General features: G+C 60.3%; 26 protein-coding genes and 1 tRNA gene. 14 read left to right on the forward strand and 13 right to left on the reverse strand.

Annotated features, from left to right (window positions below; all coding sequences use genetic code 11):
* Positions 1 to 98 precede the first annotated feature (98 nt).
* Genes L0U79_RS17470 through L0U79_RS17480 form a run of 3 tightly spaced genes read left to right on the forward strand, consistent with a single transcriptional unit; the run spans position 99 to position 1,848 of the window.
* Positions 99 to 713: a YceI family protein gene (locus L0U79_RS17470; protein ID WP_233843503.1), complete on the forward strand. Its 615-nt coding sequence runs from the start codon at positions 99 to 101 to the stop codon at positions 711 to 713.
* Positions 710 to 1,291 carry a cytochrome b gene (locus L0U79_RS17475; protein WP_233843504.1) on the forward strand — a complete coding sequence of 194 codons (582 nt, stop codon included), beginning with the start codon at positions 710 to 712 and terminating at the stop codon, positions 1,289 to 1,291. Before L0U79_RS17470 ends, L0U79_RS17475 begins: the two co-directional genes overlap by 4 nt.
* Positions 1,288 to 1,848 (forward strand): YceI family protein, encoded by a 561-nt coding sequence (locus L0U79_RS17480; protein WP_233843505.1) that lies wholly within the window; start codon positions 1,288 to 1,290, stop codon positions 1,846 to 1,848. Before L0U79_RS17475 ends, L0U79_RS17480 begins: the two co-directional genes overlap by 4 nt.
* Positions 1,849 to 1,894: 46 nt before the next feature.
* Here L0U79_RS17480 and L0U79_RS17485 read toward each other — a convergent pair whose 3' ends face one another.
* Positions 1,895 to 2,134, reverse strand: a complete 240-nt coding sequence (locus L0U79_RS17485; protein WP_233843506.1) for a glutaredoxin family protein — start codon at positions 2,132 to 2,134, stop codon at positions 1,895 to 1,897.
* 77 nt (positions 2,135 to 2,211) lie between these two features.
* Between L0U79_RS17485 and L0U79_RS17490 the strand changes: the two genes are divergently transcribed.
* On the forward strand, positions 2,212 to 3,594 hold the full coding sequence (locus L0U79_RS17490; protein ID WP_233843507.1) for an L-serine ammonia-lyase: 1,383 nt from the start codon (positions 2,212 to 2,214) through the stop codon (positions 3,592 to 3,594).
* Positions 3,595 to 3,699: 105 nt separating this feature from the next.
* Here the strand turns inward: L0U79_RS17490 and L0U79_RS17495 are convergent, their stop codons facing one another.
* From L0U79_RS17495 to L0U79_RS17520, 6 genes are all read right to left on the reverse strand, one after another.
* Positions 3,700 to 4,038 carry a DUF559 domain-containing protein gene (locus L0U79_RS17495; protein WP_345778444.1) on the reverse strand — a complete coding sequence of 113 codons (339 nt, stop codon included), beginning with the start codon at positions 4,036 to 4,038 and terminating at the stop codon, positions 3,700 to 3,702.
* Between the two features lie 82 nt (positions 4,039 to 4,120).
* Positions 4,121 to 5,419 (reverse strand): HAMP domain-containing sensor histidine kinase, encoded by a 1,299-nt coding sequence (locus L0U79_RS17500; RefSeq protein WP_233843508.1) that lies wholly within the window; start codon positions 5,417 to 5,419, stop codon positions 4,121 to 4,123.
* The gene (locus tag L0U79_RS17505) at positions 5,403 to 6,089 is read right to left on the reverse strand and encodes a response regulator transcription factor (protein ID WP_115494911.1); all 687 of its coding nucleotides are present in this window, start codon (positions 6,087 to 6,089) and stop codon (positions 5,403 to 5,405) included. The genes L0U79_RS17500 and L0U79_RS17505 overlap by 17 nt, the downstream gene beginning before the upstream one ends.
* 322 nt (positions 6,090 to 6,411) lie before the next feature.
* The gene (rimK, locus tag L0U79_RS17510; RefSeq protein WP_233843509.1) at positions 6,412 to 7,326 is read right to left on the reverse strand and encodes a 30S ribosomal protein S6--L-glutamate ligase; all 915 of its coding nucleotides are present in this window, start codon (positions 7,324 to 7,326) and stop codon (positions 6,412 to 6,414) included.
* Complete coding sequence (locus L0U79_RS17515; protein WP_233843510.1) at positions 7,323 to 7,775, reverse strand: RimK/LysX family protein; 453 nt, start codon at positions 7,773 to 7,775, stop codon at positions 7,323 to 7,325. The genes rimK and L0U79_RS17515 overlap by 4 nt, the downstream gene beginning before the upstream one ends.
* 53 nt (positions 7,776 to 7,828) lie before the next feature.
* Positions 7,829 to 7,902, reverse strand: a tRNA-Gly gene (locus L0U79_RS17520).
* Between the two features lie 179 nt (positions 7,903 to 8,081).
* Here L0U79_RS17520 and L0U79_RS17525 point away from each other — a divergent pair.
* Positions 8,082 to 10,139, forward strand: a complete 2,058-nt coding sequence (locus L0U79_RS17525) for a DUF6600 domain-containing protein (protein ID WP_233843511.1) — start codon at positions 8,082 to 8,084, stop codon at positions 10,137 to 10,139.
* A gap of 54 nt (positions 10,140 to 10,193) precedes the next feature.
* Here the strand turns inward: L0U79_RS17525 and L0U79_RS17530 are convergent, their stop codons facing one another.
* Complete coding sequence (locus L0U79_RS17530) at positions 10,194 to 11,987, reverse strand: hypothetical protein (RefSeq protein ID WP_233843512.1); 1,794 nt, start codon at positions 11,985 to 11,987, stop codon at positions 10,194 to 10,196.
* Between the two features lie 532 nt (positions 11,988 to 12,519).
* Here L0U79_RS17530 and thiS point away from each other — a divergent pair.
* The 4 genes from thiS (at position 12,520) to L0U79_RS17550 (ending at position 16,456) form a co-directional block, all read left to right on the forward strand.
* The gene (gene thiS / locus L0U79_RS17535) at positions 12,520 to 12,720 is read left to right on the forward strand and encodes a sulfur carrier protein ThiS (RefSeq protein ID WP_233843513.1); all 201 of its coding nucleotides are present in this window, start codon (positions 12,520 to 12,522) and stop codon (positions 12,718 to 12,720) included.
* 37 nt (positions 12,721 to 12,757) lie between these two features.
* Positions 12,758 to 13,558, forward strand: coding sequence for a thiazole synthase (locus L0U79_RS17540; protein WP_233843514.1), 801 nt, complete (start codon positions 12,758 to 12,760; stop codon positions 13,556 to 13,558).
* Positions 13,559 to 13,604: 46 nt separating this feature from the next.
* The gene (gene trmB, locus L0U79_RS17545; protein ID WP_233843515.1) at positions 13,605 to 14,312 is read left to right on the forward strand and encodes a tRNA (guanosine(46)-N7)-methyltransferase TrmB; all 708 of its coding nucleotides are present in this window, start codon (positions 13,605 to 13,607) and stop codon (positions 14,310 to 14,312) included.
* Between the two features lie 326 nt (positions 14,313 to 14,638).
* Positions 14,639 to 16,456 (forward strand): SLC13 family permease, encoded by a 1,818-nt coding sequence (locus tag L0U79_RS17550; protein WP_233843939.1) that lies wholly within the window; start codon positions 14,639 to 14,641, stop codon positions 16,454 to 16,456.
* Between the two features lie 21 nt (positions 16,457 to 16,477).
* Here the strand turns inward: L0U79_RS17550 and L0U79_RS17555 are convergent, their stop codons facing one another.
* Complete coding sequence (locus L0U79_RS17555; RefSeq protein WP_255682814.1) at positions 16,478 to 16,822, reverse strand: Rieske (2Fe-2S) protein; 345 nt, start codon at positions 16,820 to 16,822, stop codon at positions 16,478 to 16,480.
* Between the two features lie 76 nt (positions 16,823 to 16,898).
* Here L0U79_RS17555 and L0U79_RS17560 point away from each other — a divergent pair, with 76 nt between their 5' ends.
* From L0U79_RS17560 to L0U79_RS17575, 4 genes are all read left to right on the forward strand, one after another.
* Positions 16,899 to 17,174: a hypothetical protein gene (locus tag L0U79_RS17560; RefSeq protein ID WP_233843516.1), complete on the forward strand. Its 276-nt coding sequence runs from the start codon at positions 16,899 to 16,901 to the stop codon at positions 17,172 to 17,174.
* A gap of 71 nt (positions 17,175 to 17,245) precedes the next feature.
* A complete protein-coding gene (locus L0U79_RS17565; RefSeq protein ID WP_233843517.1) occupies positions 17,246 to 18,112 on the forward strand; it encodes a methylated-DNA--[protein]-cysteine S-methyltransferase in 867 nt (288 codons plus the stop codon).
* Between the two features lie 265 nt (positions 18,113 to 18,377).
* The gene (gene yedA / locus L0U79_RS17570) at positions 18,378 to 19,289 is read left to right on the forward strand and encodes a drug/metabolite exporter YedA (protein WP_233843518.1); all 912 of its coding nucleotides are present in this window, start codon (positions 18,378 to 18,380) and stop codon (positions 19,287 to 19,289) included.
* Between the two features lie 111 nt (positions 19,290 to 19,400).
* Entirely contained in the window at positions 19,401 to 20,792 is a 1,392-nt protein-coding gene (locus tag L0U79_RS17575) for a TIGR00366 family protein (protein WP_233843941.1), read from the forward strand.
* 60 nt (positions 20,793 to 20,852) lie between these two features.
* Here the strand turns inward: L0U79_RS17575 and L0U79_RS17580 are convergent, their stop codons facing one another.
* The 4 genes from L0U79_RS17580 to L0U79_RS17595 all read right to left on the reverse strand — a co-directional run bounded on the left by L0U79_RS17580 (position 20,853) and on the right by L0U79_RS17595 (position 25,352).
* Positions 20,853 to 22,169: an ABC transporter permease gene (locus L0U79_RS17580; protein WP_233843519.1), complete on the reverse strand. Its 1,317-nt coding sequence runs from the start codon at positions 22,167 to 22,169 to the stop codon at positions 20,853 to 20,855.
* A 12-nt stretch (positions 22,170 to 22,181) separates the two neighbouring features.
* A complete protein-coding gene (locus tag L0U79_RS17585) occupies positions 22,182 to 23,351 on the reverse strand; it encodes an FtsX-like permease family protein (protein WP_233843520.1) in 1,170 nt (389 codons plus the stop codon).
* 10 nt (positions 23,352 to 23,361) lie between these two features.
* Positions 23,362 to 24,048, reverse strand: a complete 687-nt coding sequence (locus tag L0U79_RS17590; protein WP_233843521.1) for an ABC transporter ATP-binding protein — start codon at positions 24,046 to 24,048, stop codon at positions 23,362 to 23,364.
* A gap of 68 nt (positions 24,049 to 24,116) precedes the next feature.
* Positions 24,117 to 25,352, reverse strand: a complete 1,236-nt coding sequence (locus L0U79_RS17595; protein ID WP_233843522.1) for an efflux RND transporter periplasmic adaptor subunit — start codon at positions 25,350 to 25,352, stop codon at positions 24,117 to 24,119.
* Positions 25,353 to 25,639: 287 nt separating this feature from the next.
* Here L0U79_RS17595 and L0U79_RS17600 point away from each other — a divergent pair, with 287 nt between their 5' ends.
* Complete coding sequence (locus L0U79_RS17600) at positions 25,640 to 26,332, forward strand: fumarylacetoacetate hydrolase family protein (RefSeq protein ID WP_233843523.1); 693 nt, start codon at positions 25,640 to 25,642, stop codon at positions 26,330 to 26,332.
* Positions 26,333 to 26,376: the final 44 nt, after the last annotated feature.

Below are 26,376 nucleotides of genomic sequence, written 5' to 3' on the forward strand. Positions count from 1 at the left end.
AACCTGACAGGTATCCGCATGTGCTGTTCATCCAGCGGCAACAATCCGTTTCCGCGCCCGCGCTGGCAGACCCTAAGCGTTTCCGCCAGACTTCCTGGATGACGAAAAGCCGCCTCGCCTGCTCTCTGCTGACCGTGTGTCTCAGCTCGCTATGGCTGCCGTCGGCTGTCTTAGCAGCCGACAGCTATCGCTACGACACGGTGCACAGCCAGATCGTCTTCAGCATCGACCACGACGGCTTCTCGCGCCCCTTGGGCCGCTTGCATATCGCGCAAGGTTCGCTGCGTTTCGATCCCAACGATTGGACGCAATCGAGCACCGAACTGGATATCGACATGCGCAGCCTGGATCTGGGCGACGCCGCCTGGAACGAAGCGGTGTGCAAGCCCTCGCTGCTGGATTGCAAAACGTATCCGACCGCGCACTTCAGCAGCGCGTCGGTGGAACGCAAAGACGATACGCACGGCGTGCTGCATGGCACGCTTCTCCTGCATGGCGTGAGTCGGCCGATCGACATACCGTTTCGCATCAACCGCGTCGGCAAAACCATTTACGGCATGCATACGATCGCTGGCTTTTCCGCAACCGCCACGCTCGATCGCACCGCGTTCGGCATCAGCGGCTTTCCCAACGCCATCGGCCACGACGTCGCGATCTGGCTGGAGCTCGAAGGCATTCGCGACAACTCGACCAACGACAAGGAACATCCATGAGTCTGCGTAGCGACGACCGCCAGTGGGGATCGGTCTCCAAACTGTTTCACTGGGTGGTGGCACTGGGCATTCTCGGCAACGGCATCTGGGGATTGCTGATGACCGATATGTCGCCGTCGATGACCAAGATCAGCGTTTACGCGCTGCATAAATCGATAGGCTTGACCATTCTCGCGTTATTCGCATTGCGCCTCGCGTGGCGGCTTTACGACCGCGCACCGCCGGACGAACCGATGCCGCGTTGGCAACGCATCGGCGCACACCTGACGCATATCGCGCTGTACGGATTCATTCTTGCGTTGCCACTGAGCGGCTGGTGGTTCAATTCCTTGCACGGTTATCCGCTGCAGTGGTTCAAGCTGTTCAATCTGCCCGCACTGGCCGACAAAAACGATGAACTGGCGCGCACCGCGCACGCGATTCACGAATCGCTGTTCTATCTGTTGCTGCTGGTATTGGTCGCGCATGTCGGCGCCGCGTTGAAACATCATTTCTTCGATCGCGACAACGTTCTTCGTCGCATGCTGCCGTTTAGCCGCGTCAATGGCGACAAATCATCTCAAGGAGAGCTCTCATGACCTTTCGCATTCGTCCTCGCGCGCTCGCGTTGCTGCTCGTGCTCGCTGCACCGTGCGTCGCCACCGCGACCGATTACACCGTGCAGCCGGGCAGCACGCTGGGTTTTGCCGACAGTTTCCAGGGCAGTGGTTTCGATGGCCACTTCGAGAAATGGACGGCGGCGATCAGTTACGACCAAGCCAAATTGGCGTCGTCGAAATTCGATGTGACCGTGGATCTTTCCAGCGCCAAAACCGGCGACAGCGATCGCGATGGCGCCCTGCCCGGTGCGGATTTCTTCAATGTCGCGAAATTTCCGCAAGCGCATTTCGTCACCACGGCGTTCCATCAGCAAGGCAACCAAGTCGTGGCCGATGGCATGCTGACGTTGCGCGGCGTGACTAAGCCGGTGAGTTTGAATGTCGTGTTCAAGCCTCAGGGCGGCGGCGCCACGCTGGACGTAAGCGGCTCGCTCAAGCGCCTGGATTTCGGCGTGGGCGGCGGTCAATACGCCGATACGTCCGTGATTGGCGCGGACGTAAAGATCACGGCGCATCTGGTGCTCAAAGGCAAGTAATCGGCGCTACGCTAAACGGTGAGGAACGGGTTACCCCACTCGTTCTTCATCGTCCGTTCGCATGGATCCAACGCGACACTTTGTCGGCATCGAACGGCCAATCCAGCTCCCGCCCGCTGCGTAGATCGCGCAGCACGGGTACACGGGCGCCGTAGCGTTCTTCCAGCTCCTGGCTGTCGTCCACCCAGACGCTATCGAAATCCGGCGCACGCGCTTCGGCCAGCACGGCCAGGGCCATGTCGCACAGGTGGCAATAATCGCGTTGGTAAAGGACCCAATCGGCCATTACGTGCGTCCGCAGAATGCTGGGAAGGAACGGTCCGCGTAGAATAGCCAGTTCTTCCCTGTCATCGCATCGCCCCCATGGCTGTCAGCGCATTCGATATTTTCAAGATCGGTATTGGCCCTTCTTCCTCTCACACCGTAGGCCCCATGCGGGCCGCCGCTCGTTTTTCCGAGCGCTGGCTGGATGAAAAAGGCGTGCTCGATCGCGTGGTGCGCGTGCGCGCGGAACTCTACGGTTCTCTCGCCATGACCGGTCGTGGACACGGCACCGACAAAGCCGTCGTGCTCGGCTTCGAGGGCGAGCATCCGGATACGGTCGACGCCGACAATATTCCCGAGATTCTCAAGCGCGTGCATACGAGTCATCGCATTCGCCTCCTCGGCAAACATGAGATCGAGTTCGACGAAAAGCGCGATCTCGTTTTCAACAAGCGTCAAAAGCTTCCGTTCCACACCAACGGCATGCGCTTCTCCGCCTACGATGCCGACGGCAACGAACTGGCGACGCGCGATTACTACTCCGTGGGCGGCGGCTTCGTCGTCAATCACGATGAAGCGGCGGAAGACCGCATCGTCGCCGACACCACTGAGCAGCCGTATCACTTCGCCACCGGCGATCAATTGCTGGCGTTGTGCGAACAGCACAAGATGACCATCGCCCAGCTGATGATGGAAAACGAAAAGGTTTGGCGCAGCGAAGCGGAAATCCGCGCAGGCATGCTGAATATTTGGAAAGCCATGCAAGGATGCATGGAACGCGGGCTGCGCTCGCCGGGCATATTGCCGGGCGGCTTGAAAGTCACGCGTCGTGCGCCCGCGATGGCGACGGAATTGCGCAACCAACCCGAGGCGTCGCTCAAAGATCCGCTCACGATTCTGGACTGGGTGAATCTCTACGCGCTTGCCGTGAACGAAGAAAACGCCGCCGGCGGACGCGTCGTCACCGCACCGACCAACGGCGCGGCGGGCATCGTTCCGGCGGTGCTGCACTACTACCACCGTTTCTGCCCGAAATCCGACGAAAACGGCATTATCGATTTTCTACTCACCGCCGCCGCCATCGGCATTCTCTACAAAGAGAACGCATCCATTTCCGGCGCCGAAGTCGGTTGTCAGGGCGAAGTGGGCGTCGCGTGCTCCATGGCCGCGGGCGGCCTAACCGCCGCCTTGGGCGGCACCGTGCATCAAATCGAAAACGCCGCTGAAATCGGCATGGAACACAACCTAGGCCTGACGTGCGATCCCATCGGCGGCCTGGTGCAGATTCCGTGCATCGAGCGCAACGCCATGGGCTCGGTCAAAGCCATCAACGCCAGCCGCATGGCGCTCAAGAGCGACGGCAAGCACCGCGTATCGCTCGACAAGGTGATCGCGACTATGCGCGATACGGGTCGCGATATGAAGGACAAGTACAAAGAAACGTCGCGCGGCGGGCTTGCGGTCAACGTGATCGAGTGCTGATGCACGCGCCTTAGCATTGTCGTCGCCATGAAGACACTGTCTCGCCGATAACCGCTCCCTCCCCTGCGTAGTAGGGGAGGGCTGGGGTGGGGTCAGTCCCCAACCTTACCGATTCGGCAAATTCCGCCAAATTTCTTCAAGCGCACTTTCCGTCCGAAGCAGTACGTCATCGTTCCAAAAGCGCAAAACACGATATCCACGCGACCCAATTACGCGTGTACGATTCACGTCGTATTCCCGCGATTCGCTATGCTTCCCGCCATCCAGTTCAATAACCAATTTGGCTGATACGCAGACAAAATCTACGATATATCCAGCTATGGGATATTGCCGCCGGAACTTGAATCCCGCGAGATTTTCGCGTCGCAAAAAGCGCCACAAGTGGCGTTCCGGATCGGTTGTAGCATGACGAAGCGCGCGTGCGCGCATCCATTTTTCGTCCATCGCAAATCCATTGCGTTATCGCGAGGTGCGTTACCCCCTCTCAACCTCCCCCTGCCTGCAGGGGGAGGGCAAATTCCAAAGCTCAATCGCTGCCGCTGCGCACGAATACGATGGTCGCGATGGCGCCGTTGGTATCGGTGCGTGGTCGCATCGACACATCCCAGCTGTAAAGCTCGCAAAGACGACGCACGATGGCTAGGCCCAGACCCGCGCCGCTTCCGCCTGCGCCCTCACCACGCACGCCGCGCTGAAATAGGCGCTCGGCGTCTTCCGGTTTGATGCCGGGGCCGGTATCGATCACGTCGACACGACCTTTTTCCACGGTGACCGTCACGCGACCTTCGAGCGTGTATTTGATCGCATTGCCGATCAGGTTGGTGAGCGCCACCGACAATACCGAAGCCGGCGCGTTGACGGTGATCGCATCGTTCTGCACCAGCTCGATGTCGACGGGTTTGTCGCGAATTTGCGGCCGCTGGCTTTCGATGACGTCGGAGGCGACTTTGGCGACATCAGTGGTTTCGCCACGCGTCGGCCCGCGGCGCTCGGCGCGCGACAAAAGCAGAAGCGCCTCGATCAGTTCCGTCGCCTGACGCGATGCACGCTCGATACGCTTGAGGCGTTCGCGCAATTTGTCGGTGAGATCCGGTGAACCTTGCAACAGTTCCGTCGTGCTGGAAATAACGGCAAGCGGCGTGCGCAACTCGTGGCTTACATCGGAATTGAATTCGCGGTCGCGTTCCACAATGGCGGTAAGCCGCTTGGCGTATTCGTCCAATGCTTGCGCCAACTCGCCTACTTCATCGTCGGCAAAGTGCACCGCGAGCGGTTCGGCTCGACCTGTTTTCTTGAAATCGCGCAAGCGTCGCGCCAATTCGCTGACGGGTTTGAGCACTTTGCGCGACAGCCACAAACCAATCGCGAGCGACAACAAGCTAAACAAAACAACCGCAGAAATGAGCGATGTGATCAGCTGGCGCTTACCTAGATCTTCGCGACTGATGTCGTAGCGCACGAACCCGATAATGCCGTCCTTGCGACGAACGGCGAGCTTGTAGTGTTTGACATGCCCGCTGGCATCCGTTTCGTACATGTCGTGGATGCCGGTATCCAGGTTCTGCCACGCCAACGGCATCTTGTAGAGCGTGCGATCGCTCTTGATCCACGCTTCCACCAATTCGGAAGCAACCGGCTGATTGGGATTGGCGATGGTTTTATCGACCGCCTGATCGACGTCGCTTTGCAGCGCGCCAGCGACCAACTGATTCTCGACCTTGTAGCGCACATACAACGACGCCACGGCAAACAACGCGCTGAGGCCAAAACCGAACAGCGCGAAGGAGAGGATGAGGCGAAACCGCAGCTTACGCCTGGACTGCATCCGGATCGACCATGCGGTAACCGATGCCGTGTCTGGTGTGGATCAAGGCCTTTTCGAACGGCTTGTCGATCGCGGCGCGCAGACCGTGGATGTGCACCCGCAGGCTATCGCTGTCGGGCAATTCTTCGCCCCACACTTTCTGTTCCAGATCCTGCCGCGTGACGACGGAAGGGCTGGCTTCCATCAACGCTTGCAACAGCTTCAGCCCGATCGGATTGAGCTGGATGGATTTGCCGTCGCGGGTGACCGTGAGGGTGTCCAGGTTATAGGTGAGGTCGGCGACCTTGAGCACACGGCTCTGCGGGCCCTTGCCGCGACGCGCCAAGACTTCCAGGCGCGCGGCCAGCTCCTGCAGGGCGAAGGGCTTGGTCATGTAATCGTCCGCGCCGGACTCGAAACCGGTGAGCTTTTGCTCCAGGGCGTCGCGGGCGGTGAGCATCAGCACGGGGGTTTGCTTGTGGGCTTCGTGGCGCAGCTTGCGGGCTACGTCCAGGCCGTCCATACCCGGCAGGGTCAAGTCGAGCACGATGACGTCGAAATCGTGCACCACGGCCAGGTGCAGGCCGGTGACGCCATCTCCGGCAAAATCCACGACGTGGCCACGATCTTCCAGATAGTCGCCAATATTGGTCGCGATATCGCTGTTATCTTCTATGACTAGAACGCGCATGCGTCTCTCCGCTACGCAGCCAGCACAAGGGCCGGGGGAGCCCCAAGCTTAACGAGTGAAGGACGCAAATGTTAAGAGCCAGGCTGAACGTTTAGTGCCAGCTCATTTTTCGGGGGCCGCAGCCAAGAAAAAGCCCGGACACTGCAGCTGCGCTGCCGCATCCGGGCTGAAGCTACTGCCCCGATACCGTCGTCTGCTGTCGCCCTTGCGATTGAAGTAGCGAGCAAACAAACAGTAGGGTCTTTATAGACGCGGAGCAGTTACGCCGTAGTTAACCCGCGCTCACTGCTTGGTTAATGCGCGGCGCGGTGCAGGTTTGTGGTCACTGCGTGAATGCGCGCGAGGACGCGCGTTTACGGCGTTTGCCGCAGTGCTGCTCCAGGTGCAGGATGATGTGCTCGGCCACATTCACACCTGAAGCCGCTTCGATCCCTTCCAAGCCTGGCGACGCGTTCACTTCCAGCACCAGCGGACCGCGCTTGGAGCGCAATAGATCGACGCCGGCGATCCCCAGGCCAAGGGCTTCGGCGGCATCGATGGAAATCCGCCGCTCGGCCGGCGTCAATTTGGCGACGACGGCGGTGCCGCCGCGATGCAGGTTGGCGCGAAATTCTCCGGGAACCGCTTCGCGCTGCATGGCTGCCACCACCTGGCCGCCCACCACGAAACAGCGCAGATCGCTGCCCTTGGCTTCGGCGATAAATTCCTGCACGAGGAAGTTGGCGTACAGGCCGCGGAACGCTTCCACCACGCTTTGCGATGCGCTGCGCTTTTCCGCCAGCACCACGCCGGTGCCTTGGCTGCCTTCGTTGAGTTTGATCACGTGCGGTGGGTCGCCGAGCATGTCCAGCACATCGGTGGTGTCGTCAGGGTTGTCGCCGAACACGGTGACCGGCATGTCCAGACCTTTCGCGGACAGGATCTGCAAGCAGCGCAGTTTGTCGCGCGCACGCAGCACCGCGTCGGACGAATTGGGCGTGTACACGCCCATCATTTCGAGCTGGCGCAACACGGCTGTGCCATAGAACGTGCTCGATGTGCCGATGCGCGGGATGGCCGCGTCGATATCGTGCAGCGCTTTGCCCTTGTAGCGAATTTCCACTTCGCCCGGCGCGATACGCACGTAGCAGCGCAGCGGATCGAGCACGCGCACCACGTGCCCGCGTTCGCGCGCCACCTCGACCAGGCGTTGCGTGGAATACAGCCGCGCGTTGCGCGAAAGGACGGCGATTTTCATGGCTTATCCATCGTGAGGTGCGCGGGCTTGGGCAACGTATAGGAAAGTGCTGGGTTGACGAGGAAGCGCCCAACCAGCGCGGTGCGCCCCAATAGCATAGGAAACAGCATGTGCCGACGATCCGTCAGATTTATGTCAACTTCAAAACGCTCGCCGGCCAGCATCACGTCGGTACGGATAAACCAGCGCTCGCTGCGTCCGCCGCCGGTGTCGACCACCACGCGACGGTCGCAAGCCGGCGCTTCGCAAAGCACCTGACGCCCTGAACGGCGCCCCAGGCCCACCATGAATCGCAGCCAGGTATTGCCGTCGCGGGTAAAGGTTTCCAACTGGTCCACATGCAGCGAACTGCTGCGCGCGCCCGTATCGAGTTTAACCTTGAGGGAGGCGATGCCGAACTGAGGCAATGCCAGTCGTTCCCGCCAACCGAGGGTGATTGCTTCCGCCATGTCAGCTCACGCTGTCGGGTCTGAGAATCTCGGTGGGGGCCGAAAAGAGATCGTGGAGCGGGTGAAGGGAATCGAACCCTCGTCAGTAGCTTGGGAAGCTACAGCTCTACCATTGAGCTACACCCGCGACGTTTGGCGATGGTAACCGGCAGGTGGGGCTTTTGGAATCCTGACCCGATTTCTAAACCCTCGGCAACGGCCACTCCTTCACTAAGCAAACGCTCATAATGGATAAGCAACATCTCCCATACACGGATGATGACGGGAGCGCGACCGTTTCGCGCGCTGCAGCACGGAGAGAGATTTATGCGTGCGCTCATGGCTGTTGTGTCTTTCTCGCGCGGCTGGCGAATGCTGCTGGCCACGTTGCTTCTGATCTGCGCCAGCTTGGCATGGGCCCAATCGGACGATAGCCAGCCAGGCGATGCCGGCGATCCACCCGCGCGCGTCGCGCGACTTTCTTACGCCACCGGCGATCTGGGTTTGATGCCCTCCGGCAGCACCGATTGGAGCGCTGCCGACGTCAACCGGCCCCTAACCAACGGCGACAAGTTATCCAGCGGCGCGGATGCGCGCGCCGAGTTGGATCTCGGTGGCGCATCGTTGCGCATCAACAGCCAGAGCGATGTCGGCGTACTCAATCTCAACGACCAGATCGGCCAGTTCGAACTGACGCAAGGTACGGTAAATCTCACCGTGCGCAATATCGATCAAGGCGCGACCTACGAGATCGACACGCCGACGCTGGCGCTGGTCGTCAATCAACCCGGCACCTTTCGTATCGATGTAGGCGCCAATGGCAACGGCACGACGATCACCGTGATCGACGGCGGCGGCATCGTCTACGGCGAAAACAACGCGCAGCGCGATGTGTTCAGCGGCCGCACCTATGAAGTTGCCGATTCCACGTTGAACAACATCACGGTGAGCGATATCCAAGGTCGCGACGAGTTCGATGCGTGGTGCAACGATCGCGATGCGCAATACGCCAACACCGACAACACGCAACAGCAATACGTGTCGAGCGATGTCGTGGGTGCGCAAGATCTCAACCAATACGGCGATTGGCAGCAAGACGAGGACTACGGCAACGTGTGGTATCCCACCACCGTCGTAGCCGGTTGGGCGCCGTATCAAAACGGACACTGGGTCTGGATCGGGCCGTGGGGTTGGACCTGGGTCGACGCCATGCCGTGGGGTTTCGCGCCGTATCACTACGGTCGTTGGGCTTACATTCGCAATCGCTGGGGATGGATTCCGTGCCCCCCGCGCGCGCGTCCGATCTACGCGCCTGCGCTAGTGGCTTTCGTCGGCATGGGCGCCGGCGGACCGGTGGGTTGGTTCCCGCTCGGACCGCATGAAGTTTACAACCCGTGGTATCGCGCATCGCGCGGTTATTACACCAACGTCAACGTCACCAATATCGCGATCAGTCGCAACTACAACCAGACGACGGTGATCAACAACATCCACAATCAATACAACTACTACCGCGATGGTCGCCCGGTCACCGGCGTGGATTATGTGAACCGCAACGCGCCGCATGCGTTCACCGCCGTTCCGGCGCAGGCGTTTGCCAGCGCGCGCAACGTGCGAAGCAGCCAGATGCACGTGGATCCGCAGCAATGGGCGCATGCCTCGGTCGTCGCGCCTACGGCATTGCAACGTCCTTCGTCGGCAAGCTTCGGTCAACCGCGCAACGCCAATATGCGACCGCTGCCGGCGGCCGGATTCAATCGCCCGGTGGTTGCGGTGAATGCGCCTTCGCCTTCGGTCGCGGCGAATGCATCGTTTCGTGCGGGTCAACCGGCATCGAATGTACGCATGCTCGGTGTGCAGCCGCGCAACGTGCCGAATGTGGTGTCGGGTCGCAGCTATCCGCGCTATGCGACGCCTGGCGAGCAACCGCAAAACGTGCCGGCTCCGCGCCAAGCTCCGCAGCCGTTGCCGCAGGTTCCGCATTTCGCGCCCGCGCAGCAGATTCAGCAGGTGCAACAGGCGCCGCACTATGCGCCGGCGCAACCGTCGTTCGAACAACAGCAACGTGAGCGCGAAGCGACTATGGAGCAGCAGCAACAGCAGCAACGCCAGCGCGACGCCGCCATCGAGCAACAGCGTATGGAGGCCGTGCAGCGCGAGCGTCAATACACGCCGGAACAACCGCGCCAGTACGTTCCCCAGCAACAACCGCGTCAATACGAGCCGCAGCCGAATCCGTCGTATCGACCGCAGCCGTATCAGTATCAGGCTCCGCCGCAATACGCACGCCCAGAAATGTCGCATCCGGCGCAACAGCCGCATCCGCAAAATGCGCCGCAACCTCACTATGCGCCACCGGCCAAAAACGACAACCAGCAGCATTGATCGCGCACATAGACGTGCTCTCGAAGTGGGAGCACGTCTAGCCGGTTTGCGCGATTACAGCGTCTTTAGATATTCGATAATCGCAGCACGCTCCTGATCCGTCAGAACATCGGTGAATGCATGGCCTGAATTGGATTGGCTGTACATGTGCGTGTTGTAAATCTTGCGATTTTCGATATCCGCATTGGTAAACGTCGGCGCCGTCAGTTCCGACAGCACGTTCCACAAGATCGAACCGTTGGCGTAAACCGGATTGAACAACGTCGTGAGCAGCGACTGGACCAACACGGTGTTCTCCGGGTCTGCGGGATTGCATGCGAGATATGGCGAAAGCAAACCCGTGGGATCGCATTGCAATGTGGCGAACTGCCAACCGAGATTGGTTTGATCGTAGGCCGACAGATCGGTTTGGTACCCCATTACAAATCCCGTTTGCGGTGGTTTGGACACGCGCTCCCATAACGCAGGGCGATCGGACGACTTCAGAACGTCCCATACGCTCGGCACCGATCCGTTATGGAAGTAAGGCGCCTCCGCCCAGACGCCGTAGAGTGGCGGCGCCAGATAACCGGTACCTTCGAACTGCTCCGCGCAACCGGTCTGACCCGGATAACCAAAGTAGTTGTTCTGAAACTGAGCTTTGATCGCGAGGGTATTGGCGTTGAATCGCGCCGGATCGGTATTGATGATGTTAATGGGCGTGACATAACCCGCCATGCCCGCTAACGTCGAATCCGACAGGAAAGCTGTGTTATTCGCGTAATACGGTGCATAAGCACCGTGGCAGCTCGCACAGGAGCCGTTGCCATTGCCACTGCCGTAACCCGGTGGAGGCGGCACTGGATTGTTACGCGAGGGATCCCACAAATTAAGCGTGTGGAACAACACCGACCCTTGCTCCGCCAATGCGGTATTGATAGGGAATGGATACGACGGCGATTGGACGCTAAGCAGCCAGGTGTTGGACGAACTCACGTGCGACTCGACCCAGTCGAAACCTTGCTGATACTGCGGTGTCGCTGCGTACGGCATGTACCACGACAATTCGATCCGTGCCGAATCGGCACTCATCCCTGCGTCGTAAAACTTCGCCGGACGGTGACCGAGGTTCCACCAACTCGGCGGGTTTTCGCTCCCGCTGGTTCCCGACAGCCAAAGTCCTGGATTGAGAAGGCTGGGCAACGATTGCGGGTCGAACAACGTGAGCAGTCCGAACATCTGAAAGTTGGTAATGTCCCCGCTGCCACGCACTCGATTGAGGCCAAACAGATAGAAACCCGTATTGCCGTTGGGCGTGCCATTCGCCAAACCCGTATTCGCGAATTCGGTCAACAGTACATCGAGGTCCGCTAGGCCGTTGCGACCCAGCAAAGGTCCGAGCCCCGGCCCGTCAGCCGCACTGCCAACCTGTCCGCCGTGACATACCGCGCAGGTAATACCGACATTTCCACTCCACGAACCGTCGGCGTTATGCAATTGCGTCAACGCCATCGGGAGGGTGCCCGAACCGCCATGGGTCTGATTCGGATCTTCGCCGGGCAATGGATACGGATTGCTTACTCCTGGCGGCGGTAACGGCACCCCATAGCGCTCAGCCACCATTTGGTCGAAATTGGCTGGCCGAGTCGCGAAAAGTCCAAGGCCCCATTGCTGCCACAGATTGTTGTAAGCGGCGGCAGGAAGCGTCCATTGACTCGACGCTTGGTTACCGGTGAACTCCGCCGCGTCGTTCGCGCTACCAAAGCCGGCCACCGTCTGCGCCCCCGCTGCCGCTTGCGAGCGCAAGTCGCCGCACGTCTGGGGCCGCTGAGTTTGCGCCATGCACGCGTACCAGGACACGTTGAACATCACGGCTCTGCCCTGGGAGATGGCGGGTGAAACTTCCGCACGTGGATCGTTTGGTAACGGCGTGCTATCTGGCAGTGGGGTGCCAGGACCTCCAGGCGTTTGCCCCGCACAGTATTTGAACCAATAGTGCCCACCGTGATCGCTGCTGAGCAGGTCTTGCTGGGATTGCGCACGCGCTGCTCCGCTGAGCCCCAAAAGACCGCAGAAACACGCCATCGCCTGCAATCTTCGATGATGGCGATAGGGTTCTGCCTCGGATTTCCCCTGCCGTGCGCGAGCGGCGGTATATCTGCGCATAGGCTTGCACGTGCTCATATTCACCTCCAGCAACATGGCGGAGCGAATCAAAACAACTGCAAATCCCCAGGTTTTTGACGCTAGCCCAGAAATTGTTTTGCCCAGATGAAGGGATGAGAATCAATCGGTAAGCGATGAGAACAAAACGGCAAACCTCGCGTGGACGCCCACGACATATAGCCAATCTTCAAAACCGTGTAGGAATTAAACGCAAGCCTGCCGTTACAATAGGCGGATGCAGATCAGCTTGAATGGCCATCCGCGCGATTGCGCAGACAACCTCACCGTCACCCAGCTCCTCCACGAAGCCGGCTACGCCGGACGGCGTGTTGCGGTGGAGGTGAATCACGAAATTGTTCCGCGCAGCCAGCACGACGGCCATGCCTTGCGTGAGGGCGACCGCGTGGAAATCGTCCATGCCATCGGTGGCGGCTGACCCCGCCCGCCTCACCCTGCCGCGAAAGACATTCCCCATGAACATCAAAACCCACGACACCACCGATTCCCTGGTCATCGCCGGCAAAAGCTACGGCTCGCGTTTGCTCACCGGCACGGGCAAATACAAAGATCTCGACGAAACGCGACGCGCCACGCTGGCTGCCGGCGCGGAAATCGTTACGGCGGCCATCCGTCGCGTGAATCTTGGGCAAGATCCGAATGCGCCCAGCCTGCTCGACGCCCTGCCGCCCAACGAATTCACCCTGCTGCCCAATACTGCGGGCTGCTACAACGCGGTCGATGCGGTGCGCACCTGCAAACTCGCGCGCGAGCTGTTGGACGGCCACAAACTGGTGAAGCTGGAAGTGCTCGGCGACGAACGCACGCTATTTCCCGACGTCGTCGAAACATTGAAGGCCGCCGAACAATTGGTCGCCGACGGTTTCGACGTGATGGTCTACACCAGCGACGATCCCATCCTTGCCAAGAAGCTCGAACAAATCGGCTGCGTGGCGGTGATGCCACTGGCGGCGCCGATCGGTTCCGGTCTCGGCATCCAGAATCGCTACAACCTGCTGGAAATCATCGAGAACGCAAAAGTGCCGATCATTGTCGACGCCGGCGTGGGCACGGCTTCCGATGCCGCGATCGCGATGGAATTGGGTTGCGACGGCGTGCTGATGAATACCGCCATCGCCGGCGCCAAAGATCCGGTGTTGATGGCGCATGCGATGAAGCTAGCGATCGAAGCAGGCCGCGCGGCGTTTCGCGCAGGACGCATTCCGCGTAAACGGTTTGCGTCGGCTTCCAGCCCGATTGACGGCACGATTGGCTAAAGGTTTTGCTCCCTCTCCCCGGAGGGGAGAGGGAGCAAAAATTCGCATGAGCAACGATCACGACACCACCAACCACCTGCGCCGTATCCGCAGCTTCGTGCTGCGCGAAGGCCGCATGACGCCCGCGCAAGAGCGTGCCTTCCAAACGCATTGGGCGCGCTTTGGCGTCGACTTCACCGGCAACGTGCAAGACTTCGACGCGCGTTTCGGTCGCCATGCGCCGCGTGTGCTGGAGATCGGCTTCGGCAATGGCGAAGCGCTGGCGTGGGCCAGCGAGCACGATCTGGCTCGCGATTACATCGGCGTGGAAGTGCACGGCCCCGGCGTCGGTCGACTGATGAATGCACTGGCTGCGCGCGATGCGACCAATGTGCGCCTCTACAAGCATGACGCGGTGGAAGTGCTGGAACAGGAGATCGCCCCTGGCTCCTTGAGCGAGGTGCGTATTTGGTTTCCCGATCCCTGGCACAAGAAGCGCCACAACAAGCGGCGCATCGTGCAGCCAGCGTTCGTCGCCCTGCTCGCCTCACGCGTCGCGCCCGGCGGCCTGCTGCACCTTGCTACCGACTGGGAACCGTACGCGCAACACATGCTGGACGTGATGGAAGGCGCGCCGGATTGGCGTAACGACATCGGGCCAGGACAATACGCCGAGAAGCCGGATTGGCGCATCGAAACGCACTTCGAGCGGCGTGGGCTGAAGCTGGGGCACGGCGTGTGGGATCTGCTCTATAGGCGCGATCCTCGCGCATAGCGCGACGCGTTTACCTCCTCTCCCCTATGGGGAGGGGATGGAGGTGAGGGGGCATGGCTTGTCTCAGACAACAATAGAGAGAGCTTCGCTTCGATTTTTGAATACCCGCGAGATTGACCCCTCACCCCAGCCCTCTCCCCGGAGGGGAGAGGGCGCGACGCCGTGCCCCAATGCGGCAACGGTTCACCAGTAATCCGACGCACGCGCTTATACTTCTTCGCTAAACAGGGAAGAGTCATTCGCGTGAAGCTGCTGCTGCCCCATCGCAACCCGCCTCTTTCGCCCGCCAGGGATGGTCGACAGTGTCGCTGACCCTGACCCCTGAGATGATTCTGGTGTTGGGGCTGGTGTGTTTCACCATGCTCATGCTGGTGCTGGAATGGATTCGGGCCGACATGGTGGCCTTGCTGGTGGTGGTAGTGATCGGCCTCACTGGCCTCATTCCCTCCGATCGCGTGTTCAACGGTTTCGCCGGTAACGCTGTGATCGCCATCATCGCGATCATGATCATGGGCGCCGGGCTCGATCGCGCCGGCGTGCTCGGACTTACCGCGCAATTCGTGATGCGTATGGCGCGCGGCAAAGAATCGCGCCTCGGCGTCGTCATCAACTCTGTCACCAGTCTGTTCAGTGCGGTGATTCCGAGCCAGGCGCTTGCGGCGCTGATGATTCCCGTCACCAGTCGCCTGTCCGCGCGCACCGGCGTGCCGATCTCGCGTCTGTTGCTGCCGATGGCGTTCTGCATTCTTACCGCCACCAACACCACGTTGATCGCGAACTCGCCGCTGATCGTTCTCAACGACCTCATCGCCAGCGCCAACGCCAACCTGCCGCCGGGCGCGCAAACGGTGCCGAAGTTCGGGCTCTTCAGCGTGACGCCGGTGGGTCTCGCGCTGGCTGTCGCCGGCGTGCTGTTCTTTTATCTCTACACCAATAAACTTTTGCCGGAACGCGAAGACGAACGGCAGAAAGTGACGCCTGGTCGTACCGAAAGTTACTTCGCCGAAACCTACGGCATCGTGGGCGAAACGGCGGAGCTGACGGTGACGGCGGAAAGTCCGCTGGTCGGCATGAGCATCGGCGAAGTGGAACAACTGCACGGCGCGCCGCTGATCCTCGCCATCAAGAGCGCTAACGATGCGCGCATGGCGCCGCCGGCCGATCAAGTGATCTGGGTCGGTTCGGTGCTCGGCGTGCTTGGTCCGCGCGACGAATTGAATCGCTTCGCCAACAATCAACTCTGCAAAGTGTCGCCGCGCATGCGGCAGTTGGCCGAACTGTTCAACCCGACGCGCGCCGGTATTTCCGAGGCAGTGATTCCGCCGAACTCGCGTTTTCTCAAGCAATCGGTGGGCGATCTTCGCTTGCGCAAACGCTACGGCATTTCGGTGCTTGCGGTAACGCGCGGCGAGCAGGTGTATCGCGACGATCTGCGCTCGGTGAGTTTGCGCACGGGCGACACGCTGGTGCTGCACTCGAGTTGGAAAGCGCTGCAAGACGTCTCGGAAGACAAAGACCTGGTCGTCGTCACCGACATCCCGCGCGAAGAGCAGCGCCCAAACAAAGTTTGGCAAGCGGTGGGTTTCTTTCTGTTGGCGAAAAGCCTGGCGCTGTTCACCAACCTCGACTTGTCCATCGCCATGATGACCGGCGCCATCGGCATGCTGCTCACTGGCGTGTTGAACATGGACGAGGCCTATCGCGCAGTGAACTGGAAAACCATCTTCGTTACCGCCTGCTTGATTCCGCTCGGTTGGTCGATGGATACCACCGGCACTGCCGCATGGGTAGCGCAGGAAGTGCTGGTGCATCTCGGGCATGCATCGCCGTGGATTCTGCAGACGTCGCTCGCCATTCTCACCTTGCTGTTTTCGCAGGTGATGTCGAACGTGGGCGCCACGGTGATGATGGTGCCGGTGGCGATCAGCGTGGCGGTCGCCACGGGCGGCAATCCATCCGCGTATGCGTTGATCGTCGCGGTGTCATCGTCCAACACGTTCCTGCTGAGCTCTGGTCACCCGGCCTTGATGATGGTCACCGGCCCCGGCGATTACAGCGGCAAGGATTTTTTGCGTGCGGGCATACCGCTTACGTTTATCGTGCTGGTGATTACGCTGGTGGCCATCAACCTGATGTTCCGCTAACGCTCAACGGGCGAAACCGTTTCAGACATCCAGCAAGACGTCGCCATGCTCCACGCGTACTGGCACAGCGCGCAGGCTTTCGCCCTTGCACGGTCCGCCAATGCAGTCGCCGTTCTGGACATTGAACGCCGCGCCATGTGCTGCGCACACCAGCATGCCTTTGGAGACCAGAAACTTGCCCGGCGCCCAATCGAGGCGGCGGCCCGCATGCGGGCAGATGTTCAGCCAGGCGTTAACGTGATGGCCCAGCCTCAGCAGGATCACGCTCTCTTCGCCTTCGGGCAGCGCCACGTCTAGCGCGATCGCCTCGCCATCGGGCATGTCGTCAAGCCGGCAAAGGCGGCGGGGAGAGGTGGCTGTATCCATGGGCACTTGTCTTGGAGGCCATATGGCCTCATCGTTACGCACGTAAGTCGTTGATTTTACCACACGGATTTTTAACATGCGCATCGTTCTGCCATTGATGCACCGTCGTCGTAACCCACTCCTCCAGGCCCTTTCGCTGGTGCTGGGCCTTGTGGTGATTGGCGTGCTGATGGTGTTTGGCTTGGTTGTGGCCGGTGTGCTGACCGTCGGTGGCACCCTGTGGCTGGTCTGGCGGCAGTGGAAGCGCAGCCGCGTTGCGTCCCCGAAAGTCGCCCAGAACGCCCGCCAGCCGGAAGTGCTGGAAGGCGAGTATGTGGTCATTCGCAACTCGCGCCCGGTCGCTCACCACTAAACGCAAGATTCGGATAGCTGCTTTCGGACAACGCTTTTAGTCTGCAAAGCAGCTCCTTTTCGGATACTGCCATGCGTAACTCCCTCGCTACCCTCGATGCCCCACTGGAACACGTCCGCGCGCTGATCGAGCGCGCCACAGAAGCGCCTACGCTGACGGCGCTGGCCAACGCCGCCAAACTCAGCCCCAGCCATTTGCAGCGCGCCTTCCGTCGCCGCTATGGCATGAGTCCGGCCGAATACCATCGCGCGCGTCGCTTCGGTCAATTCAAAACTGCGTTGAAGCAAGGCGCCGCCGTCACCGATGCCGTATACGACGCCGGTTTCGGCTCCGGCAGCCGCGTTTACGAGCACACCAATCGTTTGCTCGGCATGACGCCGGCCAGCTATCGCGCTGGCGGTGCGGGCGCCAGCATTCGCTACACCACCACCAAGACGCCTTTAGGCCAGCTGCTGGTTGCCGCTACCGCCAAAGGCATCTGCTCCGTAACGCTCGGCGCGAGCGACAAGGCATTGGAGCAGCGACTGGCTGATGAATTTCCCAAGGCCACACGCGAACGCGTCGATAACGGACGCGAAGAATGGCTCGATGCCGTGATTGCCCGCATCGCCAGCGAACTGGGTTGGAGCGATGTCGAAGCGCCCGAGATGCCGCCGCTCGACGTCGCCGCAACCGCGTTTCAATGGCGCGTATGGGAAGCACTCACGCGTATTCCCGCAGGCACGACCAAGAGCTATGGAGAGCTTGCCGCAATGATTGGCAAGCCCGGTGCGGCGCGCGCAATCGGCCAGGCGTGCGGTAGCAATCGGCTTGCTTTGCTGGTGCCGTGCCATCGCATCGTTCGCGAGGATGGATCACTGGGCGGTTGGCGTTGGGGCGTGGAATTTAAGCGTGCGTTGCTAGCTCGCGAGGAACAGCGCAGCGCACGCTCCGCCTGATTCAGCGACTCGGCATTCGCGTTCACCCGATGACACACCTTGCCTTACTGTCATTCCGGCGAAAGCCGGAATCCAGTTAAACATGGAGTGCGAAGCACACTCATTAGGTTTTGTGTCCTTCGGACGCGTATTTAAACTGGATTCCGGCCTTCGCCGGAATGACGTAAGGCTAGAACAAGCTTTTCCTCTGCGTTGACTCCCCATCAACGCAATCTTGCAGACCTTTCGCTACTGCATCGCCCGCGATGCAGGTATCGTTGTTCCCATGAACGATTCCGCCAACACGCTCGCCGCAACCAGCGATAAAAGCAGCACCGGCACGTGGGTGCCCTTGTCGATGTTCGCTCTGTACATCATCTGGGGTTCCACGTACCTGGGCATACGCATCGCGCTGGAAAGCTATCCGCCGTTTCTCCTGGCGGGACTCCGTTTCGCGGTGGCCGGATCGCTATTGTTTGGCTATCTGCGTTTGCGCGGCGTCGCATTGCCCACCGCACGCCAATGGTTCAACGCGGCGATTACCGGCGTGCTTTTGCTGGGTTTCGGCAACGGCCTAGTGTGTTACGCCGAAGAGAGCGTGAGCTCGGGTATCTCCGCCGTGGCGGTGGCGAGCATGCCGTTGTTTGCGGCGGCATTCACGAGCATGTACGGCGAATGGCCGACACGGAGCGAAACCACGGGACTGCTTATCGGCTTCGTCGGCGTGATCGTGCTGAATTTCGGCAGCGCCTTGTCGGGCTCGCATATCGGCGCGGTCGCGCTGATCGTCGCATCCATGGCGTGGGCGTTCGGCTCGGTGTGGAGTCGCCGCCGCGATATGCCGTCAGGGATGATGAACACCGCGGCACAAATGCTGTGCGGTAGCGTCGCCTTGCTGGTCGTCGGATTTTTAAGCGGCGAGCGATTGCCATCGCATCCCAGCGCGCACGCCACGTTGGCGGCGGCGTATCTGGTGGTGTTCGGCTCGTTGATCGCATTCAGCGCGTACCTTTATGTACTCAAGCACGCGCGCCCTGCGTTTGCGACAAGCTATGCCTACGTCAATCCTCCCGTCGCAGTGCTGTTCGGCGTATTGCTGTTGGGCGAATCGGTAGGTCCTTACGACTTGGTCGGCATGGCGATTATTCTCGTCGGCGTCGGCACCATCACGCTGGCGCGCGTGCGACGCACGCGCTGACTGTCACAGAAACATCACCCGCGAGCGCTTGCGGTAATCCATGGCGCAGCCTCACCATAAACGCATCCTCCGGGGAGAAATGCGTTTATGAGCAATGCAACCGATGGTTGGATGGCGCGCGCTGCTCTGCGCAGCGCTGCATGGGCGGAGCGCTGGTTTCCTGATGCATGGGTGTTTGCCGCATTGGGCGTCATTCTGATCGCTGCGATGGTGCTCGCGTTTGGCGCCACGCCTACGGCAACGGTCAATGCATTTGGCGATGGCTTTTGGAGCCTCATTCCTTTCACCATGCAGATGGCCTTTGTGGTGATCGGCGGATACGTGGTAGCCAGCGCTCCGATTGTGGCGCGTTTTATCGATGCGCTGGCGCGCATACCACGCACAGGACGCGGCGCCATCTGTTTCGTCGGCTTGATCAGCATGCTTGCCTCATTGCTTTCATGGGGCTTTTCGCTGGTGTTCGGCGGCTTGCTGGTGCGCTCGCTCGCCAAACGTACTGAGCTGCGCATGGACTATCGCGCTGCAGGCGCAGCGGCCTATCTCGGGCTTGGCGCAGTGTGGGCGATGGGTTTGTCTTCCTCGGCGGCGCAATTGCAGGCCAATCCCAAAAGCATGCCGCCGGGTTTGCTTGCCATTACCGGCGTACTGCCGTTTGGTCAAACGATTTTTCTATGGCAATCGATCGTGCTCACCGCCGTATTGATCGCGGTGTCGCTGTTGATCTGCTGGTTGACGGCGCCATCGGATACGCAGGCACGCACAGCTGAAGATTTCGCTATCGCTGAGACAACCCCATCGACACTGCCACCACGCAGCCGTCCCGGCGAATGGTTGGAATACAGCCCCGCGCTATCCATTCTCATTGGCTTGCTCGGACTTGGTTGGCTTGGCTACGAATTCGCGAGCAAACCCGTCGTCACCGCCATCGCCAATCTCAACACGTACAACTTTTTGTTCCTCACGATTGGATTGCTGCTGCACTGGCGACCGCGTAGCTTTCTCAACGCAGTGACGCGCGCCGTGCCGAGCACGACCGGCGTGCTTATCCAATTTCCGCTTTACGGCGGTATCGCCGCGTTGCTGACACATGCGCCTGGCGCCGATGGCGCAACAGTGGCGCATCGTCTTTCCGGCTTGTTCGTACATATCGCCTCGACCGGAAGTTTTCCGTTGGTGATGGGCGCGTACTCCGCCATTCTCGGTTTCTTCGTGCCGTCGGGCGGAGGCAAATGGTTGGTGGAAGCCCCGTACGTAATGCAAGCGGCCAACGATTTGCACGTGCATCTGGGCTGGGCTGTACAGGTCTACAACGCGGCCGAAGCGCTGCCGAATTTGATCAATCCGTTCTGGATGCTGCCGCTATTGGGCGTGCTTGGATTGAAAGCGCGCGATGTGGTGGGTTTCACCTTCATGCAACTGATGGTGCATGTACCGCTAGTGCTCGGCTTGCTATGGCTGCTTGGGTTGACGTTGCAGTACGTGGCGCCCGTAGCGCCCACGTGATGCGCATGTTTCAACCATCAACGTGGGAGCGCAGACGAATGCCTGCGCTCCCGATTCCCATCACAATTCGCGCAATGCAGTCGTGACAGGCAGACGCGCTGCGCGCAGCGCGGGGAACAAACCGCCGACGAAGCCGATCGCCAGCGCCCATTTCAGGCCTTCCCACAATAAGCTGGGTGTCACCCTGAAGGTAAACGCCAGCTGCCCGGTCGTGCCCGCGGCGAGTGTCGACGCTGTCCATCCATTGAAGATCAGCCACGCCAGCAAGCCACCGACCACGCCACCCAGCAACGCCAGCATCATCGTTTCCAGCATCACCGCGACCACCACCGGCACACCACGGAAACCGATGGCGCGCAGCGTAGCGATTTCGCGCGCACGTGCGGCGACGGCGGCGAACATGGTGTTGAGCGCGCCGAAGATGGCGCCGATCGCCATGATCGATCCCACGGTAATGCCCATGATGCGCATCACCTTGCTCATGCCTTCGGATTGCTTGCTGAAGTAGTTGAGCGTGGTGTCGACATCTACCTGCAAACGCGGATCGCTCGCCAAGGCGGCCTTGAACGTATCGAGCGCTTTGGCGTCGGTGAGTTTGGCGAACACCGATGTACGACTGCTGCCACGACGGTAGGTGTCCGCAATGACGTTCGCATCGCCCCAGATTTCCGAGTCGTATGCATCGCCGGAAGCGAACACGCCAACCACGTTCCAGGTTTGCGTACCCAACTTCACTTCGTGTCCAGGCTGCAAACCTACGAACTGTCGCTGCGCGCCTTGACCGACCACCAGTTCGCGCATGCCGGGTTGGAACATGCGGCCGGCAACGATCTTGGCGTTAGGGCGCAGCGCCCACGCCTGCTCGCCTACGCCACGTACTTGCACGCTGCCCTCGTCGCCCGGCGTGCCATCGTTCACCGGCAAATTCGCCGCTACCACGATTTCGCCCGACACGATGGGCTTGTTCTGCTTGTCGCGCGCAACGCCGGGTGCTTGTTCGATCACCACAATGCTGTCGTGATTCAACACCGAACTCACTTCGGCCGCCGAGCCGCCGCGCATCACAATGGCCGTATCGGTGCTGCCGGTCTTTTGCAGCGTTTCCGCGTAGCCTTCGCCCATCGCGAGCAACGCCACTAATACGCCGACCACGCCGGCAATACCGATCACGACCACCGACGACGACCCGAGGCGCTGCTTAAGCGTACTGACGCCTACGCCCGTCACGGATGCGGCTTGTCGACCGCGACGCGTAAGCGCCATCCATGCCGCGAATACCACGACCAGCGCCAAGACGACAAACCATGGCAATTGCACCCATACGTAGAGGGCCACAGCCAGTATCACCAACACGAGAAGATTGAATAGAAACGTCATGTCTCAGACTCCTCACCGACCAGCCAGTGCGTCGACAATATTCAGGCGCATGGCGCGCCATGCGGGAATCGCGCCGACGACCAGACCGATCGCCAACATCAATGCAATACCGAGCGACCAACTGCTCGCGCCCACCGTCGGTAGATTGAGAAAACCACCGCTGCTCGCGCTGACGCCGGGAATCAATAGCGCCGCCAATCCGATGCCGATAACGCCGCCGAGCAAGACCATCAACACCGATTCGGCCAACACCATGCTCAGCACACCGCGATCAGAAAAACCCAGCGTTTTCAGCACCGCCAATTCCGATGTGCGCTCGCGCACCGCTTGCATCATGGTGTTGCCGGTCAACAGCAACAGGGTGAAGAACACGGCGCCCATGATCGAACCCACGATCAGGCCGATATTCGCCAGCTGCTTCATCCACGAAGCCGTGGCGGCGGCTTCGGTTTGCGTGCGGGTTTCATGGTCGGAATTGGCCGATATCGCATCGATGGCCTTCGCGACCTGATCGGCCTGATTTACATCGTTCACGCGCGTGACGTACCAACCGACCTGGCCATTGTTGTAGCCCTTCATCACGGCATCGTCGAAGTATTTCCAATGCATCAGGATCATCTGACCGTAGAAAGCCACGCTCGAATCCGTGGGATGAAGCACGCCGACAATATTGAAGGTCCAGTTCTTGCTACCGTTCTGCTGCGGAAAGATGTTCGATTGCAACGGAATCTGATCGCCGACCTTCCAGTGATATTTCTCCATCAGCTTTTCGCCGACCAACACGCCGGTTCGCGTGTCTACATAGGCTTTGCGCTGATCGGCGCTGACCGCCACTTCCGGGTATTGATCGATGTAGTTGTCGCTGACGGCGAATGTGAACACCTGATTGTGCGGATCTTGATACGCGCCGCCAAACCAGTTGGCATACGCCACCGACTTCACGCCGGACACGACCGCAATTTTCTCGCCCAAACCTTGAGGCAAGGTGTCGATAAAGGACAACTTGGAACCCGTCTGCAAGCGTTGTGCGCCGTTCGCGCTCTTTCCCGCCTGATCGAACGAGGTGCGCACGGCGTCGAGCATGCCGAACAACAAAAATGCCGCGGCGATGGACACCAGCGTAAGCACGGTGCGCGTCTTGCGCCTAAACAGCGCCGCCCAGATGAGATGAAGGTATTTCATCGCAGCCTCCTCAGGCCGTAGCCTGTTCGACGAGCGTGCCCTTATCCAGATGCAGCGTGTGATCGGCGTATTCGGCGGCCTTCGGATCGTGCGTCACCATCACGATGGTCTTGCCGTGTTCGCGATTGAGCAGACGCAACAAGCCGAGCACTTCTTCCGCCGATTGGCGATCCAAGTCGCCGGTCGGTTCATCGCACACCAGCAAGCTGGGATCGGACACGATGGCGCGCGCAATCGCGACGCGCTGTTGTTGACCGCCGGAAAGTTCGCTGGGCTTGTGCGAAGCGCGATCCGCCAGACCGACCAATTGCAACGCAATGGCCGCATTTTTGCGACGCTGCGCCGCCGACAACTTGGTGAGCAGCAACGGCAATTCGACGTTACGCTGCGCGCTCAACATCGGCATCAAGTTGTAGAACTGGAACACGAACCCGACGTTTGATGCGCGCCAACGCGCCAACGCTCCGGCGCTCAATTGGTCGATGCGCTGGCCGCCGACTTGAATACTGCCGCCGGTCGGCGTATCCAGCCCGCCCACCAGGTTCAACAACGTGGTCTTGCCCGAGCCGGACGGCCCCATCAGCGCCAGGAAGTCGCCTTCGGCGATATCGAGGTTGATGTGATGCAACACTTCGACTTTCTGCTTTCCGCGTTCGTAGACTTTGGAAAGATCGCGCAGCTCAATCAACGTACCCATAGCGACAACCTCCTGAATGAAACGATCCGACCTACCGTCATGATGCAGGTCGCGTGTTCTGATGATGGTTACGGGGTTTGCACACTGACGTCCGAACCGTCTTTCAAATCGTCCGGCGGTGAAACGACCACGTTGTCGCCCGCATTCACGGACGCGGGAATCAGACGCATATCGCCATAGTCTTGCGCGGCGGGTTGCACCGATTGTTGGCGCGCCTTGCCGTTCGCAACGATGAAGACGCTTTCGCTGCCGTCGCGCTTGACGATCGCCTTGGCCGGCACCAGCACGCCCTTCGGCGCTTGTGCGGTCGTGGCGGGCTTGGCTTCCAGGAACGATACGCGCACGCCCATATCCGGCACGATGCGCGAATCTTTTTGTTCCATCGCGACACGCACTTTTACCGTGGCTTTGCCGCGATCGGCAGCCGGCACGATGGCGATCACGTGCGCGGGAATTTTCCAGTCGGGATACGCATCGAGCACCGCTTCGGCCGACATCTTCGGCGTGACGCGTCCGATGTACGCCTCGTTGACGTCGACGTCGACTTCCAACGAATCCATATCCACGATGGTGCCGATGCCGGTACGCGTAAAACCGCCGCCAGCGGAGAACGGCGAAACGATTTCGCCGATCTGCGCATCTTTGGTGGTGATCACGCCATCGAACGGCGCACGAATCACGCAATAGCCGTAATTGACTTGTGCTTCGACCACTTGCGCATCGGCAGCCGCCGCCTGTTTCTGTTGCGACAACAGCAGCGCGTTGGTGCTGTTGGCCTGCGTACGCGCTTGCTCGGCGGCCTGCTTGGAAATCAGGCCTTGTTTGGCGAGCGCTTCGTCGCGCGAGGCGTCGCGCTGATTCTGCGCCAGTTGCACCTGATACTGAGCCACCAGCGCGTGCGCCGCTTTGGCTTGCGCAACGGCCGTGTCGAGCGCCGCCTTGTATTGGCTATCGTCCAAGCGCGCCAGCACTTGGCCGTTCTTCACGTGATCGCCTTCTTCGATCTGCACGGCGGTCAACGTGCCGGTGATCTGCGCGGAAACCGTCGCTTGCCGGCGCGCCGTGACATAACCGGTGGCCTGCAACACGGCGCCGGCCGAGTGATCGCTGGCCGCCGTCACCGCCTGCGCAGTATGAACGGCCACGCTGCGGTGGCTCGTCCACCACCAGGCCCCGGCGCCAGCCGCCAGCAACACCACAAGGATCGCCACGACGATCCACGGCCAGGGTCCCGGGCCGCTTTTATGGTCGTCGCGCTGATGACGCTCGATCCGCAATTCCTTTAATAGATCGGTATTACTCACGCTGATAGGCCTTGTTGTCCCCGACTTTGAACACGATAACGGCCCTGGCTAGGGATCGCCACGTGCGCTCATCAACCCTTACCAATGACAGCTGTCATGTCATATGACGTGCGAGCACGCGAGGAATCGACATCCAGGCCCCGCGCACAAGGCCGCCTAAGGTCGCTGTTTTCGCTTGCGTACCGCTGACTTTGCATCGCCGAAACTGCAGATTGCTGACAACGCGCGATACCTGCCATGGCTAGTTTCTTGCCCCACAAGCGCATGGAACTGCTAACCTTTTTGGCATGCGCTACCTCATCGATCCCCCTGCCATTCCCTCCCTCCCCGTCATCGGCCGCGAGGAACGTTTTCCCGTGCGCCGCGTGTTCTGCATCGGCCGCAACTACGCCGAGCATGCGCGCGAGATGGGCGCCACCGTCGACGCGTCCGCACCGATGTTCTTCTGTAAGCCTGCCGATGCGGTGGTGACGGACGGTGCGGATGTGGCGTATCCGCAAGCCACCCACGATCTGCATCACGAAGTGGAAATGGTGGTAGCGCTAAAAGCAGGCGGCCGCGATTTGAATGCTTCGCAAGCGGACGACGCGATCTTCGGTTACGGCGTGGGGCTCGACCTTACGCGGCGCGATCTGCAAGCGATCGCCAAGGCCAAGAGTCATCCGTGGGACGTCGCCAAGGCGTTCGATCATTCCGCGCCCGTTTCCGCATTGCGTTTGGCGAGCGATGCCGCTCCGCATGCTGAGACGCGCATCAGCCTGTATGTGAACGACGATCTGCGCCAGCACGGTCAGCTCAAGGACATGGTGCACGGCGTAACGGACATCATCGTGGCCTTGTCCAAACTGTTCGAATTGAAACCTGGCGATCTTATTTTTACGGGTACGCCGGCGGGCGTGGCCGCTTTGCAGCGCGGCGATCGCTTCCGCGCGGAATTGGAAAACATCGCGCTGCTTGAGGGACGCGTCGGCAACGGATAAAGCGTTACCACGCTCGATGCATACGTTAAAGTTCTTCACGCCAT

It is taken from the genome of Dyella sp. 2HG41-7, from assembly GCF_021390675.1.
In the GTDB taxonomy this organism is placed as follows: Bacteria; Pseudomonadota; Gammaproteobacteria; order Xanthomonadales; family Rhodanobacteraceae; genus Dyella_B.